Annotated in this window: 16 protein-coding genes; 14 read left to right on the forward strand and 2 right to left on the reverse strand. The window is 69.4% G+C overall.

Annotated elements, in window-relative coordinates:
- Positions 1-334: 334 nt before the first annotated feature.
- Complete coding sequence (arc, locus tag ACFXGJ_RS18905) at positions 335-2,110, forward strand: proteasome ATPase (RefSeq protein WP_378623153.1); 1,776 nt, start codon at positions 335-337, stop codon at positions 2,108-2,110.
- A gap of 69 nt (positions 2,111-2,179) precedes the next feature.
- Here the strand turns inward: arc and ACFXGJ_RS18910 are convergent, their stop codons facing one another.
- The gene (locus tag ACFXGJ_RS18910) at positions 2,180-2,704 is read right to left on the reverse strand and encodes an NUDIX domain-containing protein (RefSeq protein ID WP_378623155.1); all 525 of its coding nucleotides are present in this window, start codon (positions 2,702-2,704) and stop codon (positions 2,180-2,182) included.
- 35 nt (positions 2,705-2,739) lie between these two features.
- Between ACFXGJ_RS18910 and ACFXGJ_RS18915 the strand changes: the two genes are divergently transcribed.
- The 6 genes from ACFXGJ_RS18915 to prcA all read left to right on the forward strand — a co-directional run bounded on the left by ACFXGJ_RS18915 (position 2,740) and on the right by prcA (position 8,193).
- Positions 2,740-3,126 (forward strand): nitroreductase family deazaflavin-dependent oxidoreductase, encoded by a 387-nt coding sequence (locus tag ACFXGJ_RS18915; protein ID WP_378623157.1) that lies wholly within the window; start codon positions 2,740-2,742, stop codon positions 3,124-3,126.
- Positions 3,127-3,218: 92 nt separating this feature from the next.
- The gene (locus ACFXGJ_RS18920; RefSeq protein WP_378623159.1) at positions 3,219-4,481 is read left to right on the forward strand and encodes a hypothetical protein; all 1,263 of its coding nucleotides are present in this window, start codon (positions 3,219-3,221) and stop codon (positions 4,479-4,481) included.
- 203 nt (positions 4,482-4,684) lie between these two features.
- Positions 4,685-6,184 carry a depupylase/deamidase Dop gene (gene dop, locus ACFXGJ_RS18925; protein ID WP_378623161.1) on the forward strand — a complete coding sequence of 500 codons (1,500 nt, stop codon included), beginning with the start codon at positions 4,685-4,687 and terminating at the stop codon, positions 6,182-6,184.
- A 127-nt stretch (positions 6,185-6,311) separates the two neighbouring features.
- Positions 6,312-6,506, forward strand: coding sequence for a ubiquitin-like protein Pup (locus tag ACFXGJ_RS18930; protein ID WP_077041654.1), 195 nt, complete (start codon positions 6,312-6,314; stop codon positions 6,504-6,506).
- A complete protein-coding gene (prcB, locus tag ACFXGJ_RS18935) occupies positions 6,503-7,387 on the forward strand; it encodes a proteasome subunit beta (protein WP_378623164.1) in 885 nt (294 codons plus the stop codon). Before ACFXGJ_RS18930 ends, prcB begins: the two co-directional genes overlap by 4 nt.
- A complete protein-coding gene (gene prcA / locus ACFXGJ_RS18940; RefSeq protein WP_378623167.1) occupies positions 7,384-8,193 on the forward strand; it encodes a proteasome subunit alpha in 810 nt (269 codons plus the stop codon). The genes prcB and prcA overlap by 4 nt, the downstream gene beginning before the upstream one ends.
- Here prcA and ACFXGJ_RS18945 read toward each other — a convergent pair.
- The gene (locus ACFXGJ_RS18945) at positions 8,190-9,608 is read right to left on the reverse strand and encodes a bifunctional phosphatase PAP2/diacylglycerol kinase family protein (RefSeq protein ID WP_378623169.1); all 1,419 of its coding nucleotides are present in this window, start codon (positions 9,606-9,608) and stop codon (positions 8,190-8,192) included. The genes prcA and ACFXGJ_RS18945 overlap by 4 nt on opposite strands.
- A gap of 117 nt (positions 9,609-9,725) precedes the next feature.
- On the opposite strand from ACFXGJ_RS18945, the gene pafA reads away from it, so the two are divergent.
- From pafA to ACFXGJ_RS18980, 7 genes are all read left to right on the forward strand, one after another.
- The gene (pafA, locus tag ACFXGJ_RS18950; RefSeq protein WP_378623171.1) at positions 9,726-11,084 is read left to right on the forward strand and encodes a Pup--protein ligase; all 1,359 of its coding nucleotides are present in this window, start codon (positions 9,726-9,728) and stop codon (positions 11,082-11,084) included.
- Between the two features lie 58 nt (positions 11,085-11,142).
- Complete coding sequence (locus tag ACFXGJ_RS18955) at positions 11,143-12,138, forward strand: helix-turn-helix transcriptional regulator (RefSeq protein WP_378623173.1); 996 nt, start codon at positions 11,143-11,145, stop codon at positions 12,136-12,138.
- Positions 12,135-13,142 carry a helix-turn-helix transcriptional regulator gene (locus ACFXGJ_RS18960; protein ID WP_378623175.1) on the forward strand — a complete coding sequence of 336 codons (1,008 nt, stop codon included), beginning with the start codon at positions 12,135-12,137 and terminating at the stop codon, positions 13,140-13,142. The genes ACFXGJ_RS18955 and ACFXGJ_RS18960 overlap by 4 nt, the downstream gene beginning before the upstream one ends.
- Positions 13,143-13,214: 72 nt before the next feature.
- On the forward strand, positions 13,215-13,481 hold the full coding sequence (gene tatA, locus ACFXGJ_RS18965) for a Sec-independent protein translocase subunit TatA (protein WP_378623177.1): 267 nt from the start codon (positions 13,215-13,217) through the stop codon (positions 13,479-13,481).
- A 71-nt stretch (positions 13,482-13,552) separates the two neighbouring features.
- Complete coding sequence (tatC, locus tag ACFXGJ_RS18970) at positions 13,553-14,476, forward strand: twin-arginine translocase subunit TatC (RefSeq protein ID WP_378623179.1); 924 nt, start codon at positions 13,553-13,555, stop codon at positions 14,474-14,476.
- A 96-nt stretch (positions 14,477-14,572) separates the two neighbouring features.
- Positions 14,573-17,266 carry a DEAD/DEAH box helicase gene (locus ACFXGJ_RS18975; protein WP_378623181.1) on the forward strand — a complete coding sequence of 898 codons (2,694 nt, stop codon included), beginning with the start codon at positions 14,573-14,575 and terminating at the stop codon, positions 17,264-17,266.
- A gap of 111 nt (positions 17,267-17,377) precedes the next feature.
- Positions 17,378-18,259: a DUF4333 domain-containing protein gene (locus ACFXGJ_RS18980; protein ID WP_378623183.1), complete on the forward strand. Its 882-nt coding sequence runs from the start codon at positions 17,378-17,380 to the stop codon at positions 18,257-18,259.
- The last annotated feature ends 78 nt before the right edge of the window (positions 18,260-18,337 follow it).

Consider the following 18,337-nt stretch of genomic DNA (forward strand, 5'->3'; position numbering starts at 1 on the left):
GTTCCTCGGCCGACGGTGCGGCGGCCGCTGCGGGCGAAGCCGCAGCGGTGCTCGTGGTCGAGGTCGCGGCGGAGTCGCTGGAGTTGTCTGAACTGCAGGCGGCGGAACCGATCGCGACGACGATTGCGCCTGCGGCGATGAGGATCTTGCGGTTGATCACGGAGGGACCTTTCTCGGACGGCAGCGTCGCTGCCACTTAGATAGGTGAGGCTAACATGGGTAACTAGGGGGACCGCCCCGGCGAACGTCCCACACTGTGCGATGCCGAGGTGTCGGACCGCCTTTTTCCTCGAGCGGCTGTAGCGTTGACAGGACGAACTGGGAGGAGTCGCACATGAGCGCAACAGAGAATCCGGACTCGCTGGCTGCCAGGGCGGAACTCGAGGCCTTGCGGTTGGAGGCAGCCGGACTTCGCCGTCAACTCGCCCAGTCGCCCGAGCAGGTACGCGAGCTCGAGGCGCGGGTGGATTCCCTGTCGATCCGCAACTCGAAGCTGATGGACACGCTCAAGGAGGCGCGGCAGCAGCTGATCGCGCTGCGGGAGGAGGTCGATCGCCTCGGCCAGCCGCCCAGCGGCTACGGCGTGCTGATCACCACGCACGAGGATCAGACCGTGGACGTGTTCACGTCGGGTCGCAAGATGCGGCTGACCTGCTCGCCGAACATCGACACCGAGTCGCTGCGGCCCGGGCAGACGGTCCGCCTCAACGAGGCACTGACCATCGTCGAGGCGGGGTCGTTCGAGCGGATCGGCGAGATCTGCGCCCTGCGTGAGGTTCTCGACGACGGCGAACGGGCGCTGGTGGTCGGGCACGCCGACGAGGAACGGGTCGTGTGGCTCGCGCACCCGCTCGCGCTGGCCGCCTCCGACGCCACCGAGCACCCGGTGGACGAGGACATCGACTCGCCGTCCCGCAAGCTGCGGCCCGGCGACTCGTTGCTGGTGGACACCAAGGCCGGGTACGCCTTCGAGCGGATCCCCAAGGCCGAGGTGGAGGACCTGGTTCTCGAGGAGGTCCCGGACGTCGACTACGGCGACATCGGCGGTCTGGGTCGTCAGATCGAGCAGATCCGTGACGCGGTGGAGCTGCCGTTCCTGCACAAGGACCTCTTCCACGAGTACGCGCTGCGCCCGCCGAAGGGCGTGCTGCTGTACGGGCCGCCCGGTTGCGGCAAGACGCTCATCGCCAAGGCAGTGGCGAACTCGCTGGCGAAGAAGATCGCCGAGGCCCGCGGTCAGGATGCCAAGGACGCGAAGTCCTACTTCCTCAACATCAAGGGCCCCGAGCTGCTCAACAAGTTCGTCGGCGAGACCGAGCGGCACATCCGGATGATCTTCCAGCGGGCACGCGAGAAGGCGTCCGAGGGCACCCCGGTGATCGTGTTCTTCGACGAGATGGACTCGATCTTCCGTACCCGCGGTTCGGGCGTCTCCTCGGACGTGGAGACCACCGTGGTCCCGCAGTTGCTCAGCGAGATCGACGGCGTCGAGGGGCTCGAGAATGTCATCGTGATCGGCGCCTCGAACCGAGAGGACATGATCGACCCGGCCATCCTGCGTCCCGGCCGGCTCGACGTGAAGATCAAGATCGAACGGCCGGACGCCGAGTCGGCACAGGACATCTTCTCGAAGTACCTGACGGAGGGCCTGCCGGTGCATGCCGAGGACCTGGCGGAGTTCCACGGCGACCGGACCGCGTGCATCAAGGCGATGATCGAGCGTGTGGTGGACCGGATGTACGCGGAGAGCGACGACAACCGCTTCCTCGAGGTCACGTATGCGAACGGCGACAAGGAGGTTCTGTTCTTCAAGGACTTCAACTCGGGCGCGATGATCCAGAACATCGTCGACCGGTCCAAGAAGTACGCCATCAAGGCCGTGCTCGACACGGGTGCACCGGGACTGCGGGTCCAGCACCTGTTCGATTCGATCGTCGACGAGTTCTCCGAGAACGAGGACCTGCCGAACACCACGAATCCGGACGACTGGGCACGGATCTCGGGCAAGAAGGGCGAGCGGATCGTCTACATCCGCACCCTGGTCACCGGCAAGAACGCCAGTGCCAGCCGCGCCATCGACACCGAGTCGAACACCGGTCAGTACCTGTAACGGCGTCGGCGTGGGGGCCGCGGCACCGGGAGTTGCTGCGGCCCACACCCGTTCGTGCGGGGGTCGAGGTCAGTCCCAGTAGTGCGCCAGCAGGGCCCGGGTGTCGGGGACGAACTGCCACGACGGGTCGGCGAGATGCGCGCACAGTTCTCCGTCGGTCCACCACCAGCCGTCGGCGATCTCCGAGGCCTGGTGCGTGATCGGTCCGTCCGATCGTCCCTCGAAGGCGAACAGGTGGCAGCGCAAGGGTTTTCCCGCCCAGCTGCCGTCCCACGCGACGCGGGCCACCGGTGTCAACGACACCCCGGTCACGCCGAGTTCCTCGGCCAGCTCCCGAGTCGCGGTCTGTTCCGGACTCTCGCCCGGGTCCATCACGCCGCCGGCGAGGCAGTCGTGCATGCCGGCGAACACCGCCTTGTCGGGGGAGCGGCGGTGTACGTAGATACGTTCACCGTCACGCGAGCGCAGCAGCACCCCCGCGCTGGCGTGCCAGAGTCCCTCCTCGTACACCCGGGACCGCGTTGCGGTCCCGGCCGGGAGTCCGTCCGCGTCGTACACCGAGACGATCTCGTTCAAGCTCGGCGTCTGATCCATCTGCTCATCGTTCCACGCGGGGTTAGGCTGCCGTTGTGCCCCTGCCGCGCAAGCTCGCCCGGATGAACAAGGTCGGACTCAACCACGTCACCCGGCTGTTCGCGGGCTGGGTCCCCGGCTGGGCCATCGTGCTGCATCGCGGCCGCAAGTCCGGCCGGCTCTATCGAACGCCCGTCAACGTCTTTCGGCACGGTGGGGGATACCGGTTCGCGTTGACGTACGGATCCGACAGCGACTGGGTGCTCAACGTGCTGGCGGCGGGGCACTGCGATATCGCGACGCGGGGGCGTCTGGTCACGCTGACCGCTCCGGAGCGGGGGACCGACGCCACCGCGAGCTGGGCGCCGCCGGGGGTGCGGTGGGTGCTGCGCAGGATCGGCGCCGGCGACTACCTCCAGTGCCGGCTCGAGCACGGGTCGTGACATCTCGCCGGGTGAATCGGGCCGAACGGCATCCCGCCGAGAGTTAACGTAGGGGATCACGGACTCTCCGCCGCTCCGAAAGGTGCAGGACGATGAGATCATTCGGTCGTGAAACGGGTTTGGCAGGCGTGGCGGCGGTGACCTTCGCTGCCGCTACCTTCATCGCCGCACCTCCGCCCTCGGCGCAGGCATTCGCCGAGGACGTCTGCTACACCGAGGACGGCGGCCCCGCCTACAACTGCGGTCCGCTGCCACCACCGTGCCCGCTCGACGACGCGGACGCGCCGATCTGCGGGCTCCAGGCGTTCGCGACGTACGGGTTCACGCTGCGCCGTCCGCTCGGTGGACGCAGCCTCGTGCACACGGACTCGACCTACATCATCGCCCGCAGCGTCGGCTTCTCCGAGCGGGACGCGTACTGGATCGCGGCGTACGACGAGGCGACCGACCTCGGCACGTTCGCCCCACGCGACACCCGCGGCAGGCCGGTGCCCGATGCGTCGGCACTGACGACCAAGGACATCAGCGGCCTGGTGCGCACCCACTTCAGTACCGGGGGATTCCTCTTCCACTTCTTGCCGACGATGCCCGGTCCGGCATCGGGCGCAATGCGCCCCGACGTCGACGACACCCGCCACGAGGTCATGCTCACGCACGTGCGGCGTTGGGCCATGGCCGGTCCGGGCAGCGGCGCCCCGCTCTGCACCGGAGGGTTCACCAATCCCTCCGCGAACGGCGACTACGCCACCGGCGCAACGTGTTACGGAGACACGCATCCGGCGCAGATCGATGGCCAGTACAGCGTCGTGAGTCCCGTCGCGGTCCCGTTCACCAACGAGACCGGCCAGCAGGTCATCTCGGGTACCGTCCGATCGCAGGACTTCGACTCCTGGATCGGTGACAACTCCTGGAATGCGCGGATGGGCATCTACCTCCACTCGCTCGGCGACCGGATCTCGCACTACCTCTGCACGGACGCGGGCACGATCACTGCGCCGACGCCGGACCAGCCGACGTTCCGGATCGACCTGAACAAGCCCCCATGCGACCAGGGTCCGCACGCGATTCGCCACGAGTACGAGACGGGCGTGGACTTCGCCGCGCTCGCACCGGAGGACCGGACCACCGAGGCGATGTTGTCGATGGAGTACGACGAACTCGTCGCGTTCGCCCGCGCTCGCGGAACACTCGACGCCCGTGCGACCGCGCCGGCGGCCAAGACCGCGCTCGTGTCGGACGGGCTGATCCCGGCCCTCCAGGTCCGGGAGCCGATCGACCGACTGACCGCGGTGACCGCCGCCGGTTGCCGGGCGGGCGTGCGGCCCTTCCCCGGAAACCCGGCGTGCCCTGCTTGAACGCGTATGTCAGGGAACGTCCGGAGCGCCTTTTCACCAGCAATAATGTCATAACGCAACTTATCGGCGTTTGAACCGGGCCGCGCCGGCCCTCGCATCCTGCGGATCTAGAGACCGCCTGGAGGGGACGGGCCGGGCGGCGGCGCGCCGACGGCGGCCGACGGTCGAAATGTCCACTGCGTCGACGATCTAGGCTTCTGGTCATGCAGCGCATCATCGGTATCGAGGTCGAGTACGGGATTTCCTCCCCGACGGAGCCGGCGGCGAACCCCATCCTGACCTCCACCCAGGCCGTGCTCGCGTACGCGGCCGCAGCGGGGGTACCGCGGGCCAAACGCACGCGGTGGGACTACGAGGTGGAGTCGCCGCTGCGCGACGCGCGAGGATTCGATCTGGGCCGCTTCAACGGCCCGGCCCCGGTGATCGACGCCGACGAGGTCGGTGCGGCCAACATGATCCTCACCAACGGCGCGCGACTGTACGTCGATCACGCGCACCCCGAGTTCTCGGCGCCGGAGGTCACCGATCCGCTCGACGCCGTGATCTGGGACAAGGCGGGTGAACGCGTCATGGAGGCGGCCGCCCGGCACGCCTCGAGCGTTCCCGGCGCCCCGCGACTTCAGTTGTACAAGAACAACGTCGACGGCAAGGGCGCCTCGTACGGAACTCACGAGAACTACCTCTGCTCGCGGGAGACCCCGTTCTCGGCGATCATCGCGGGCCTGACGCCGTTCTTCGCCTCCCGGCAGGTGATCTGCGGGTCCGGCCGGGTTGGCATCGGGCAGTCCGGCGACGAGGCCGGTTTCCAGCTGTCCCAGCGGGCCGACTACATCGAGGTCGAGGTCGGTCTCGAGACCACCCTCAAGCGGGGCATCATCAACACCCGCGACGAACCGCACGCGGACGCCGACAAGTACCGCCGGCTGCACGTGATCATCGGCGACGCGAACCTGGCCGAGATGTCGACCTACCTCAAGGTCGGCACGACGGCGCTCGTGCTGGATCTGATCGAGGCCGGGGTCGACCTGTCCGACCTGCAACTGGCCCGGCCCGTCACCGCCGTCCACCTCATCAGTCACGACCCGACGTTGCGGCAGACGGTCGCCCTCGCCGACGGTCGCGAACTGACCGGCCTTGCCCTGCAACGGATCTATCTCGATCGGGTCGCGGCGTTCACCGACCGGCACGGCAGCGACGACCCACGGGTGGCCGACCTGCTCGACAAGTGGGCGATGGTCCTCGACCTGCTCGAGCGGGACCCCATGGAGTGCGCCCACCTGCTCGACTGGCCGGCCAAACTGCGCATCCTCGACGGCTTCCGCAGCCGGGAGGGCCTGTCCTGGTCGGCGCCCAAGCTGCACATGCTGGACCTGCAGTACTCCGACGTGCGCCTCGACAAGGGTCTCTACAACCGGATGGTCGCGCGCGGTTCGATCGAGCGGCTGGTCACAGAGCAGCAGGTCCTCGACGCGGTGCACAACCCGCCGACCGACACCAGGGCCTACTTCCGCGGCGAGTGCCTGCGCCGGTTCGGCGCCGACATCGCCGCCGCGAGCTGGGACTCGGTGATCTTCGATCTCGGTCGGGACTCGCTGGTGCGCATTCCCACCCTGGAACCTCTTCGGGGCAGCAAGGCGCACGTCGGGGCCCTGCTCGAGGCCGCGGATTCCGCAGCGGACCTGGTCGACTCGCTCACCTCCTGATCCGCCGGGGCACGACACGGCCACGAAAACCCGCAGTGTCGGTCCCGCTCGGTAGGGTGAAGGTCCCAGCACGGGCGCACACTGGTGCGCAGGTAGTTGTGCACGACATACGAGGAGGTCGGCGGCTATGGCTCAGGAGCAGACCAAACGCAGCGGCGGTGGCGACGACGACGATGCCCCGATCGGCGACGGCGCGGCGGGCCAGGAACGGCGCGAGAAGCTGGCCGAGGACACCGACGACCTGCTCGACGAGATCGACGACGTGCTCGAGGAGAACGCCGAAGACTTCGTGCGCGCGTACGTGCAAAAGGGCGGCCAGTGACGGCAGACCATCCGGCGTCGCGTTCCGCGGTGGGGGGCGAGCGGCTGCATTTCGGTTCGCAGCTGTCCTCGTTCTCCGAGCACCTGCGCGTTCACGCGCCGGATCTGCTGCCGGAGAATGGAATCGGCCGTGGATCCGCCTCCGGTGGAAGGGGTGAGCAGATGGATCGGTCCGACATCGCCCCGCACGGCACGACGATCGTCGCGCTGACCTTCGCCGGCGGTGTGCTGATCGCGGGTGACCGTCGAGCCACCATGGGCAACCTGATCGCGAGCCGGGACGTGGAGAAGGTCTACGTCACCGACGACTACTCGGCGGCCGGAATCGCCGGTACCGCCGGGGTGGCGATCGAACTGGTGCGGCTGTTCGCCGTCGAACTCGAGCACTACGAGAAGATCGAGGGCGTTCCGCTGACCTTCGACGGCAAGGCAAACCGCCTGTCCTCGATGGTCCGCGGCAACCTCGGCGCGGCGATGCAGGGACTCGCGGTGGTCCCGCTCCTGGTCGGTTTCGACCTCGATGCGACGGATCCCGATCGGGCCGGGCGGATCGTGTCCTACGACGTGGTCGGCGGCCGGTACGAGGAGCGTGCGGGGTACCACGCGGTCGGATCGGGATCGCTGTTCGCCAAGTCCTCGCTGAAGAAGATCTACGACCCGAACGGTGACGAGGCCACCGCCCTGCGCGCGGCGGTCGAGGCGCTCTACGACGCCGCGGACGACGACTCCGCGACCGGTGGTCCGGATCTGAGCCGCGGGCTGTACCCGACCGCGGTCGTGGTCACCGCCGACGGCGCCGTCGAGGTGCCCGAGGAACGTGCCGCCGAACTCGCTCGGGCCGTCATCGCCGACCGCACACAGGAAGCAGGGGGTACCCCGTGACGCTGCCGTACTACGCCTCGGCCGAGCAGATCATGCGGGATCGCTCGGAGTTGGCGCGCAAGGGAATTGCGCGCGGCCGCAGCGTCGTCGTGCTGACCTACGCGGACGGCGTGCTGTTCGTCGCGGAGAATCCTTCGTCGTCGCTGCACAAGGTGAGCGAGCTGTACGACCGCCTCGGGTTCGCCGCGGTGGGCAAGTACAACGAGTTCGAGAACCTTCGCAGGGCCGGCATCATGCACGCCGACATGCGCGGCTACTCCTACGACCGGCGGGACGTCACCGGGCGGTCGATCGCCAACGCGTACGCGCAGACCCTCGGCACCATCTTCACCGAGCAGCCGAAGCCGTACGAGGTGGAACTGTGCGTGGCCGAGGTCGGCAGGCCGGAGCAGTCGCGGCCCGCCCAGCTATACCGCATCACCTACGACGGGTCGATCGTCGACGAGCAGCAGTTCGTGGTGATGGGTGGTGCGACCGAACCGATCGTCACCGTGCTCAAGGAGTCGTACCAGCCGGAGCTGCCGTTGGCCGGCGCCGTCGAGGTCGCCGTCAATGCGCTGCAGGTCGGCACCGCGGTCCCGGGCAACGGCGAGACCGAGCGTCGCGTCATCGGGGTGCAGGCGCTCGAGGTCGCGGTCCTCGACCAGTCGCGGCCGCGGCGCGCCTTCAAGCGGCTCACCGGCGCGGCACTCGAATCGCTCCTGCCGAAGGCAACGCCCCCCGCGGAGCCGGCCGTCGAAGCGGACCCCGGGACCGGCGCCGAGGGCGACGGACCCGCCAACGGCGAACCCGGCCAGTCCGACTAGATCTTGCGGTAGATCACGACACGTTCGGTCTCGCTTCGGAACTCGAACCGGCGACCGTCGGCGATCACCTCGCCGTCGGTCGCCAGCGCGACCGAGTCGCCCGCGACCTCGACCGTCAGCGACCGCACGTTCTCCTGCACGTAGACGTGGGAGGAACCCAGGGTGCCGGTCAGCGCTGCGGCGGCCAGCTTCAGTCGGGACAGTCGGCGATCGGCGCGCAGGTAGCGCACGTCCAGGGTGCCCCGGTGAAGCTCCGGCCGTGACATCGGCACCTGGTCGGAGGGGGAGTACCGCCCGTTGCCCACGAACAGCATCCACACCGAACGATCGACGCCGTCGATCGACATCGGCAGCGGCTGTGCGGACCTGACAACCCGGACCATCGCCCACGCTGCGGCCGGCCACTTCCCGAGTCGGGACTCCCACCGCTCGCGCAACCGGACCGCCTCCGGGTAGCCACCGAGGCTGGCGGTATTGACGAACGTCGCCTCCGCTCCGCCGTCGATCCGGACCGCGCCGAGATCGACGAGCTCGGCGCTGCCCTCCGCGACAGCCAGTGCCGTCGAGGACACGTCGCCGACTCCGGCGTCCCGGGCGAAATGGTTGAGGGTGCCCCCGGGGAAGACCGCGAGCGGAAGGCCGTGCCGCACAGCCGCGCTCGCGACGGTCACGACCGTCCCGTCCCCGCCGCACACACCGAGCGCCCCGGGGGAGCGGGCGGACACCACCTCGTCGATCTGGTCCCCGAAGTCCCCGTCGGAGTCGAGCTCCACGATTGGTGCGCGGGGAAGGTGCTCCTCCACCTCCGCGCGGGTGTCGTCGTCCCCGGCGCCGGAACCGGCGTTGACGAAGACGACCATGCCGTCGCCCTCGGCGAGCGCCTGGGCGGGGTGATCCGGCCCCAGCGTCGCCGGCTCCTGGTCGCGGACCGCCCACCAGCGACGGGTCGTCCACGCGAGCACACCGCCCACCGCGGCACCCACCACGACGTCGGAGGGCCAGTGCACACCGGTGTGCACCCGCGAATAGGCGACGGCGGCGCCGAGCGGGGCCACCGCTGCGCCCACCGCCGGGTACTCGAGTGCCACGCCGGTGACGAACGCCGCAGCCGAGGCGGAGTGCCCGGACGGGAACGACGACGACCGGGGGGCGGGCAACCCGCGTCGCTGCGCGAACTCCTCGGTTCCCGCGGGAGGACGACGTCGGGGGAACAGCGGCTTGAGTACCGCGTTCGACAGCGCACTGGCGCCGGCCACCGACAGCAGGCCGCGGATCGCGGCCCGGCGGGCGCGGGGGCCGGTCAGGCTCATTGCGGCCGCGACCCCCATCCAGAGCACGCTGTGGTTCGCCGCGGTGCTCAGCGCACGCAGGCCACCGTCCACCCTCGACGGTCGCAGATTCACGCTCCGGCGCATGACATTCCGGTCGGTATGTTCGAGGAAAGATCTCACTTCGGCCACGTTCCCACGGTAGGGCCAGAAGGCACGGCGCGAACAGGGTGGCAAACCCGTTCGGCGTTGTACTGTCGAGGTGTGCAGCGACGAATCATGGGTATTGAGACCGAGTTCGGTGTTACCTGCACCTTTCACGGTCACAGGAGGCTGAGCCCCGACGAGGTGGCCCGCTACCTGTTCCGGCGTGTGGTGTCCTGGGGCCGCAGCTCCAACGTCTTCCTCCGCAACGGCGCTCGGTTGTACCTCGACGTCGGTTCGCATCCGGAGTACGCGACGGCGGAGTGCGACAGCCTGGTTCAGCTCGTCACCCACGACAGGGCCGGCGAGCGTGTGCTCGAGGATCTGCTGATCGACGCGGAGGAGAGGCTCGCCGAGGAGGGCATCGGCGGCGACATCTATCTCTTCAAGAACAACACCGATTCGGCGGGCAACTCCTACGGCTGCCACGAGAACTTCCTCGTGGTGCGGGCGGGGGAGTTCTCCCGGATCTCCGACGTGCTGCTGCCGTTCCTGGTCACCCGGCAGCTGATCTGCGGCGCGGGCAAGGTGCTGCAGACACCCAAGGCCGCCACGTTCTGCCTGTCGCAACGCGCCGAACACATCTGGGAGGGCGTCTCCTCGGCGACCACCCGGTCCCGGCCGATCATCAATACCCGCGACGAGCCGCACGCGGACGCGGAGAAGTACCGCCGGCTGCACGTAATCGTCGGTGACTCCAATATGTCCGAGACCACCACGATGCTCAAGGTCGGCACCGCGGCACTGGTGCTGGAGATGATCGAGGCGGGCGTCTCGTTCCGCGACTTCGCCCTCGACAACCCGATCCGGGCGATCCGCGAGGTCAGTCACGACATGACCGGCAAGCGGCAGGTCCGGCTCGCGGGCGGGCGCCAGGCCAGCGCGCTCGACATCCAGCGCGAGTACTACACCCGGGCCGTCGAGCACCTGCGCAACCGCGAGCACGACCCTCAGGTCGACCAAGTGGTGGACCTGTGGGGCCGCACCCTCGACGCGGTCGAGGCCCAGGACTTCGCGAAGGTCGACACCGAGATCGACTGGGTGATCAAGCGCAAGCTGTTCCAGCGGTACCAGGACAAGCACAACCTGGAGCTCGCGGACCCGAAGATCGCCCAGCTCGACCTCGCGTACCACGACATCAAGCGGGGACGCGGCGTGTTCGACCTGCTGCAGCGCAAGGGGCTCGCGAAACGGGTCACCGAGGACGAGCAGATCGACGCGGCGGTCAACACCCCGCCACAGACCACCCGGGCCAAGTTGCGCGGGGAGTTCATCTCCGCGGCGCAGGACGCGGGCCGGGACTTCACGGTGGACTGGGTGCACCTCAAGCTCAACGACCAGGCCCAGCGCACGGTGCTGTGCAAGGACCCGTTCCGGTCCGTCGACGAGCGGGTCGAGCGCCTGATCGCGTCGATGTGATCGGCTCTCCTCGACGTACCGGGCGGCGGTGCGCGTGCGGCCACTAGGCTGCTGATCCGTGGCGATCAGCAAAGTCGAGCGGTTGATGAATCTCGTCATCTGTCTGCTCTCGACCCGGCAGTTCCTGACGGCGGAGAAGATCCGGCGCAGCGTCGCAGGCTACGACGAGTCGGTCAGCGACGAGGCCTTCAGCCGGATGTTCGAGCGGGACAAGAACGAGCTGCGTGATCTCGGAGTGCCGCTCGAGACCGGACAGGCCTCCCGGTACGGCACCGTCGAGGGATACCGCATCAACCGCGACGCCTACGAACTCCCCGAGATCGATCTCACGAGCGAGGAGGCCGCCGCCGTCGCGATCGCGGTGCAGCTGCTCGAATCGCCGGAACTGACCTCCGCGGCGCAGGGGGCGGTGCTCAAACTGCGGGCCGCCGGCGTGGTGGTCGACCAGGACTCGGCCTCGGCCCTGTTCACCGCGCTGCCTGCCCGCATCCGCGGATCCGAGCCCGCGCTCGAGAAGCTGCTGGCGGCCATCGACGAGGGACGAGCCGTGCGCTTCGAGCACCGGTCCGCCCGCAACGAGCCGTTCACCACGCGGACGGTCGAGCCGTGGGGCGTGGTCACCCACGACGGGCGGTGGTATCTGGTCGGGCACGACGTCGACCGGCAGGCCCCCCGGACCTTCCGACTGTCCCGGATCGGCGACGACGTCACCGCCTTCGGTCCCGGCAACGCCGTGCACAAGCCGGCCGGCACCGACCTGCGTGAGATCGTCAACCGCACGGTCGGGACCGCGGGTGTGACGGGCACCGCCACCGTCGTGGTGCGAGACGGGCGGGCGCAGGAACTGCGCCGCCTCGGCAGGCCGGTCGGTACCCGGCTCATCGGCGACCGTGTGGGCATCGTGCTCGAGGTCCCGGTCCGGTCCTGGGACTGGATCGCCCGGCTGATCGCCGGATACGGGGAAGATGCGCTGGTGCTCGAGCCGGCCGAGCTGCGGGAGGACGTGATGGGCCGGCTGCGTGCCGCAGCGGGGGTCACGGAGGTGGATCGATGAGCCAACGACTGGCCCATCGGCTGCCCCGGCTGCTGAACATGGTCCCGTACTTCATCGCGAACCCGGGGATCACGAAGGCCGAGGCCGCCGCCGAACTCGGTGTGAGCGTCACCCAGCTGACGAACGACCTGAACCAGCTCTGGGTGTGCGGGCTGCCCGGTTACGGCCCCGGTGACCTGATCGACCTGTCCTTCGCCGAGGAGACCGTCGACGTCACCTTCTCGGCGGGGATCGACCGGCCGCTGCGCCTGACCTCGACCGAGGCCACCGCGCTGCTCATCTCGCTGCGGTCGCTCGTCGAGATGCCGGGGACCGCGGACCCGACCGCCGTCGAGGGCGCGATCGCCAAGATCGAGTCGGCCGCCGGGGTGGCGGCGGCGGGCGGCATCGCGCAGGCAGGACGGCGTCCGGAGGCGGAGAGCCCGATCGCTGCGACGGTGCGCTCCGCGGTGCGCCGGGGGCGGGCCCTCGAGATCACCTACTTCTCGGCCTCCCGCGACGCGGTCACCGAGCGGGTGGTGGACCCGGTGCGAATCGTGCTCGTGGACAACAACAGCTATCTCCAGGCCTGGTGTCGCGAGGCGGCCGGGGTCCGGCTGTTCCGGTTCGACCGCATCGACGCGGCCTCCGAGTTGCCGGAACCGGCGCGGGCACCGGCGGACGCTCGCGACGACGCGCACGCGATGGACCTGTTCCACGACGACGACACCCTGCCGCAGGCGCGACTCGCGATCGCCCCGGACCACGCCTGGGTGATGGACTACTACCCGATGACCGGGGAGGTGGTCCACGAGGACGGATCGATCGAGGCATCGATGCGGTTCGGTTCGCTGGACTGGATGGCCCGACTGATGGCCGGTTTCGGGCCGGGCGTGCGGGTGCTCGGACCGGCCGAACTGTCCGAGGCGGTGCGCTCGAGGGCGGTCGCCGCGCTCGCGGCGTACCGGCAGTCGGCGGACGGCACCGCCGGGTCGGTCGGCGGCGAGCGGAAATCGGACAGCTGAGTCCCAGCGATCACCCGGGACTGGGGGGCGTGGGTCCGGTAGCATCGAGCCATCTGATCTATGGAGGTTGAAATGGGCAGTCTGAGCCCCGCGCACTGGGCCATTGTGGCGCTTGTGGTCGTCATCCTGTTCGGTTCGAAGAAGCTGCCCGACGCAGCTCGCGGGCTCGGGCGTTCGCTGCGGATCTTCAAGAGCGAGGTCAAGGAGATGCAGAACGACGGCGGTGCCCCCGCCGCGGCCGCACCTGCCGAGCAGCCCGTCGCCCAGCTGCCCGCGGCCGCGCCCGCCGCCGAGACTCCGAACACGGCCGCTCAGCACACCGAGCCCCGGACGTCCTAGTCCGTACACAGAGTGACCCCGGGGCGCGCTGTGTGCCCCGGGCCGATGGCTGACCAGAACTAGGGCTCACAGTGCGTATCCCTTTCGACCCCCGGCGCAGCAGGCGCAGGGTCAATCCCGACGGCACGATGTCGTTGATCGATCACCTCTACGAGCTGCGGACGCGGCTGTTGCTCTCGATGCTGGCCATCGTCGTGACGACCGCCTTCGGTTTCTTCTGGTACTCCCATCAGATCTTCGGCGTCGAGAGCCTCGGCGAGCTGCTGCGTGGTCCTTACTGCTCCTTGCCGGATACGAGCCGTGCCGATCTCACCCACGACGGGACCTGCCGCTTGCTGGCCACGTCGCCGTTCGAGCAGTTCATGCTGCGGTTCAAGGTGGCGCTGACCGCCGGCATCGTGCTGGCCTGCCCGGTGTGGCTGTACCAGTTGTGGGCGTTCGTCACCCCCGGGCTGTACTCGAAGGAACGCCGCTACGCGATCGGCTTCGTGGTGGCGGGCGCAGCCCTCTTCGCGACCGGTGCGGTGCTCGCCTACGTGGTGGTCGCCAAGGCGCTGCACTTCCTGCTCACCATCGGCGACAACGTGCAGATCACCGCGCTGAGCGGTGCCGAGTACTTCGGCTTCATCATCAATCTGCTGATCATCTTCGGGGTCAGCTTCGAGATCCCGCTGCTCATCGTCGCGCTGAACTTCGTCGGGGTCCTCAGCTACGAGAAGCTCAAGGCGTGGCGGCGCGGCCTCATCATGGCGCTGTTCGTGTTCGCGGCGGTCGCCACGCCCGGCCAGGACCCGTTCTCGATGCTGGCGCTGGCGCTCGCACTGACCGTCCTGTTCGAGTTCGCCGTCCAGATCGCGCGCCTCAACGACGGGCGCAAGGCCAAGCTCGCGACACAGGGCTGGGGAGCCCTCGACGACGAGGAGGCCTCGCCGCTGGGCGAGACCTCCGGCATCGATACCCCGACCCGGATCGACGACTACTCCGACACGCTCTGACCCGGATTCGCGCGGGCGAGGGGAACCATCGGTCGGTCTGACCGGGTGATGGTTCCCCGCACCCGCCCCGCCGCGGATGTTGGCTAACCTGACGGGGTGGAACTCGAGGTCTTCGCCGCGCAGCTGAGCTTTCCCCTCGACGGCTTCCAGGCCGAGTCGTGTCGCGCGCTGGAGGCCGGTCACGGGGTGCTGGTGTGCGCGCCGACCGGGGCGGGCAAGACCGTGATCGGCGAGTTCGCGGTGCACCTCGCGCTGGTGTCCGGCCGCAAGTGCTTCTACACCACGCCGATCAAGGCGCTGAGCAACCAGAAGTACGCAGACCTGGTCGACCGGTACGGCAAGGCATCCGTCGGTCTGCTCACCGGCGACCTGAGCATCAACCCCGAGGCGCCGGTCGTCGTGATGACCACCGAGGTGCTGCGCAACATGCTCTACGCCGACTCGCCGACCTTGCGGGGGCTCTCGCACGTGGTGATGGACGAGGTGCACTACCTGGCCGACCGGTTCCGCGGTGCGGTGTGGGAGGAGGTCATCCTGCACCTGCCGCAGGATGTCCGGCTGGTGAGCCTGTCCGCGACCGTCAGCAACGCCGAGGAGTTCGGCGCGTGGATGGAGACGGTGCGCGGTGACACCGAGATCGTCGTCGACGAGGTGCGGCCGGTCCCGCTGTGGCAGCACATCATGGTCGGCAGGCGGCTGTTCGACCTGTTCGACAACTCGGCGCAGTCGGCGGACCCGACCGCACGACTGGTGGTCGACCAGGAACTGGTGCGGCACCTCAAGCAGCGCCAGGCCCTCGACCGGATGGAGTCCTGGGAGCCGCGTGGTCGCGGACGCGGCGGCTACCAGAGCAACAACCATCGCCCGCTGCCGCGTCCCGAGGTGATCGCCCGCCTCGACGAGGAGGGCCTGCTGCCCGCGATCACGTTCATCTTCAGCCGCGCCGGCTGCGACGCGGCGGTCGTCCAGTGCCTGCGCTCCCGGCTGCGGTTGACCACCGACGAGCAGGCGGCCGAGATCGCGGAGATCATCGACCGTCACACCGGCGACCTGCCGAAGCACGACCTCGCCGTGCTGGGCTACTGGGAGTGGCGCGAGGGCCTCGAACGGGGCATCGCCGGGCATCACGCCGGCATGTTGCCCGCCTTCCGTCACACCGTGGAGGAACTGTTCGTCAAGGGGTTGGTCCGCGCGGTCTTCGCGACGGAGACCCTCGCGCTCGGCATCAACATGCCGGCCCGCACCGTGGTCCTCGAGCGGCTCGTCAAGTACAACGGCGAGACCCACGCCGAGCTGACGCCGGGGGAGTACACCCAGCTCACCGGCCGGGCCGGCCGCCGCGGCATCGACGTGGAGGGGCACGCGGTGGTGCTGTGGCAGCCGGGTGTCGAGGCGACCGAGGTCGCCGGCCTCGCCTCCACCCGCACCTTCCCGCTGCGGAGTTCGTTCAAGCCGTCGTACAACATGTCGATCAACCTGATCGACCGGATGGGCGCGGTGGAGTCACGCGCACTGCTCGAGCGCTCGTTCGCGCAGTTCCAGGCCGACCGCTCGGTGGTCGGCATGGTCCGAGCGATCGAGCGGGACGAGGAGGCGCTGGCAAAGCTGCGGGATCAGCTCGGCGGCGTCGACGGCGAGTTCTTCGAGTACGCGCAGCTGCGCGAGCGGGTCAAGGCCCGCGAGCGTCAGCTCGAGCGACAGGGCCGCACCGACAAGAGGCAGGCCGCGGTGACGTCGTTGACCTCGCTGCGACGCGGCGACGTGATCGCCATCCCGGTCGGCAGGCGGTCGGGGCTGGCGGTCGTGCTCGAAACCGACACCGATCCGAAGGACCCGCGTCCACTGGTGCTGACCGAGGACAAGTGGGCGGGCCGGATCTCCGCGGCCGACTTCCCCTCGCCGGCAAAGGCGTTGGGCAGCATGCGACTACCGCGCCACGTCGACCACCGAACCGGCCGCAGTCGCCGTGACCTGGCGTCGGCGTTGCGCAGCACCGGCATCGTGCCGCCCGGCCGCTACAGCAAGCGCAAGTCGCCCGCCGCCAGCGACCGTGAACTGGCGACGCTGCGGCGCGCGTTGCGCTCGCACCCGTGCCACACCGACCCCGACCGGGACCGGCTCAGCAACATCGGCGAGCGCTACAACAAGCTCGCCCGCGAGACCGAGACCCTGCGCCAGAAGGTCGCCGCCACGACGAATTCGCTGGCCCGGACCTTCGACCGCATCCTGCGACTGCTCGCCGAGCGGGGATACGTCGAAGCGGAAGGCCACGCGGTGACCGAGCACGGCCGCCGCCTGAGCCGGATCTACTCCGAGAGCGACCTGCTCGTCGCCGAATGCCTGCGGCACGGAACATGGAAGGGCCTCGCGCCCGCCGAGTTGGCCGCGGTGGTCTCGGCGATGGTCTACGAGTCCCGTCAGGACGCGGACACCGGGGACCGAGGCCCGACCGCGCCGATCCGGCATGCGGTGGGGCTCACGGTCCAGTTGTGGTCCGGACTCCGTGTCGACGAGGTCCGGCACAAGCTGCCGCTGACGCGCGAACCCGATCTCGGCTTCGTCACCGCGGTGTACAAGTGGGCCCGGGGCGAACCGTTGGTCGACGCGCTGATGGCCGCAGGCGATCGCGGGCAGGCCCTGTCGGCAGGCGATTTCGTGCGCTGGTGTCGGCAGGTGATCGACCTGCTCGACCAGGTGCACATGACTGCACCGGATCCCGCGGTGCGCGCCGCGGCATCCAAGGCCGTCGGCGCGATTCGCCGGGGTGTCGTGGCGGTCGACGCGGCCTGAGCGGGGCTGATGTGATTTGATTCGCTGGCTGTCGGATCACCGGACGCGACATCGCGGCGGGTGCGGCGGGGGACCAGTCGTGAACGGCGACAGTATGTGAGTGGAGGCAGGATGAGCGGCCCGGAAAGTGGACCCACCGACCCCGACAAGCAGGTCGCGGGTCACCAGGAGGACGAGGCACAGGCGCCCACTCCGGCGCCGCAGGCACCGCCCGTGGAGCAGGGCGCACCACCCGAGCCCGCGCCTACGCAGCAGTGGCCCCAGCCCGGACCGGCCGGGCAGGTCCCGCCGGGCCAGTACCCGCAGCAGCCCGGGCAGCAGCAGTGGGGACAGCAGGCGTGGAGCGCGCAGCCCGCCCCGCCGCAGTACCAGCAGCCCGCCTCTCCGCAGGCTCCGCAACCCCAGGCGCAGTACCCGTATCCGGGCCAGTACCCACAGCAGGGTGAGGCGGTGGCCGGGCCGGTCGCGCAGCAGGCCTATCAGGCGGCCTACCCTCCGCAGCAGCAGTACCCCGGTCCGTACCCCCAGGCGTCCTACCCCGCGCAGCCGCAGCCGGGTCAGTACGCCCAGCCGCAGTACCCCTCGGCTCAGTACCCCCAGACTCAGTACCCGCAAGGGCAGTACCCGACCGGCGCCTACCCGCAGCAGCATTACCCCGGCGCGCCCGCGGGCGCGAAGTCGAAACTGCCGCTGTGGATCGGGCTCGGGGTCGGCGCGGTGGTCGTGGTCGCGGGTGTACTCGCCGCGGTCCTGCTCCTGAACCGCGGCACCACCCTGGACCAGACGGCCGCGCAGAAGGGCGTCGCGCAGGTGCTCACCGGGTCCTACGGAATCACCAACATCACCGACGTGTCCTGTCCCGCCGGCCAGAAGGTCGAGAAGGGCGCGAGTTTCACCTGCACGCTGAAGGTCAAGGGTGAGCCGCAGAAGGTCACGGTGACCTTCACCGACGACTCCGGCACCTACGAGGTGGGCCGGCCGACCAGCAAGTAGAGCCCCGTCCGCCGGTATCGGCGGCCCGGGCGGGCCCGGGGCCCCGAACCGGTGACCAGAGAACCGCGGGGCGGCCGC

Source organism: Rhodococcus sp. NPDC059234, from assembly GCF_042754225.1.
Classification (GTDB): domain Bacteria; phylum Actinomycetota; class Actinomycetes; order Mycobacteriales; family Mycobacteriaceae; genus Rhodococcus_G.

What these genes read in the sequence shown, in the direction of transcription:
- ACFXGJ_RS18920 (WP_378623159.1), top strand. Translation starts at nt 3,219, where the DNA reads ATGAGATCATTCGGTCGTGAAACGGGTTTGGCAGGCGTGGCGGCGGTG.
- ACFXGJ_RS18960 (WP_378623175.1), top strand. Translation starts at nt 12,135, where the DNA reads ATGAGCCAACGACTGGCCCATCGGCTGCCCCGGCTGCTGAACATGGTC.
- ACFXGJ_RS18945 (WP_378623169.1), bottom strand. Translation starts at nt 9,608, where the DNA reads ATGCGCCGGAGCGTGAATCTGCGACCGTCGAGGGTGGACGGTGGCCTG.
- arc (WP_378623153.1), top strand. Translation starts at nt 335, where the DNA reads ATGAGCGCAACAGAGAATCCGGACTCGCTGGCTGCCAGGGCGGAACTC.
- ACFXGJ_RS18980 (WP_378623183.1), top strand. Translation starts at nt 17,378, where the DNA reads ATGAGCGGCCCGGAAAGTGGACCCACCGACCCCGACAAGCAGGTCGCG.
- tatA (WP_378623177.1), top strand. Translation starts at nt 13,215, where the DNA reads ATGGGCAGTCTGAGCCCCGCGCACTGGGCCATTGTGGCGCTTGTGGTC.
- ACFXGJ_RS18930 (WP_077041654.1), top strand. Translation starts at nt 6,312, where the DNA reads ATGGCTCAGGAGCAGACCAAACGCAGCGGCGGTGGCGACGACGACGAT.
- dop (WP_378623161.1), top strand. Translation starts at nt 4,685, where the DNA reads ATGCAGCGCATCATCGGTATCGAGGTCGAGTACGGGATTTCCTCCCCG.
- ACFXGJ_RS18910 (WP_378623155.1), bottom strand. Translation starts at nt 2,704, where the DNA reads ATGGATCAGACGCCGAGCTTGAACGAGATCGTCTCGGTGTACGACGCG.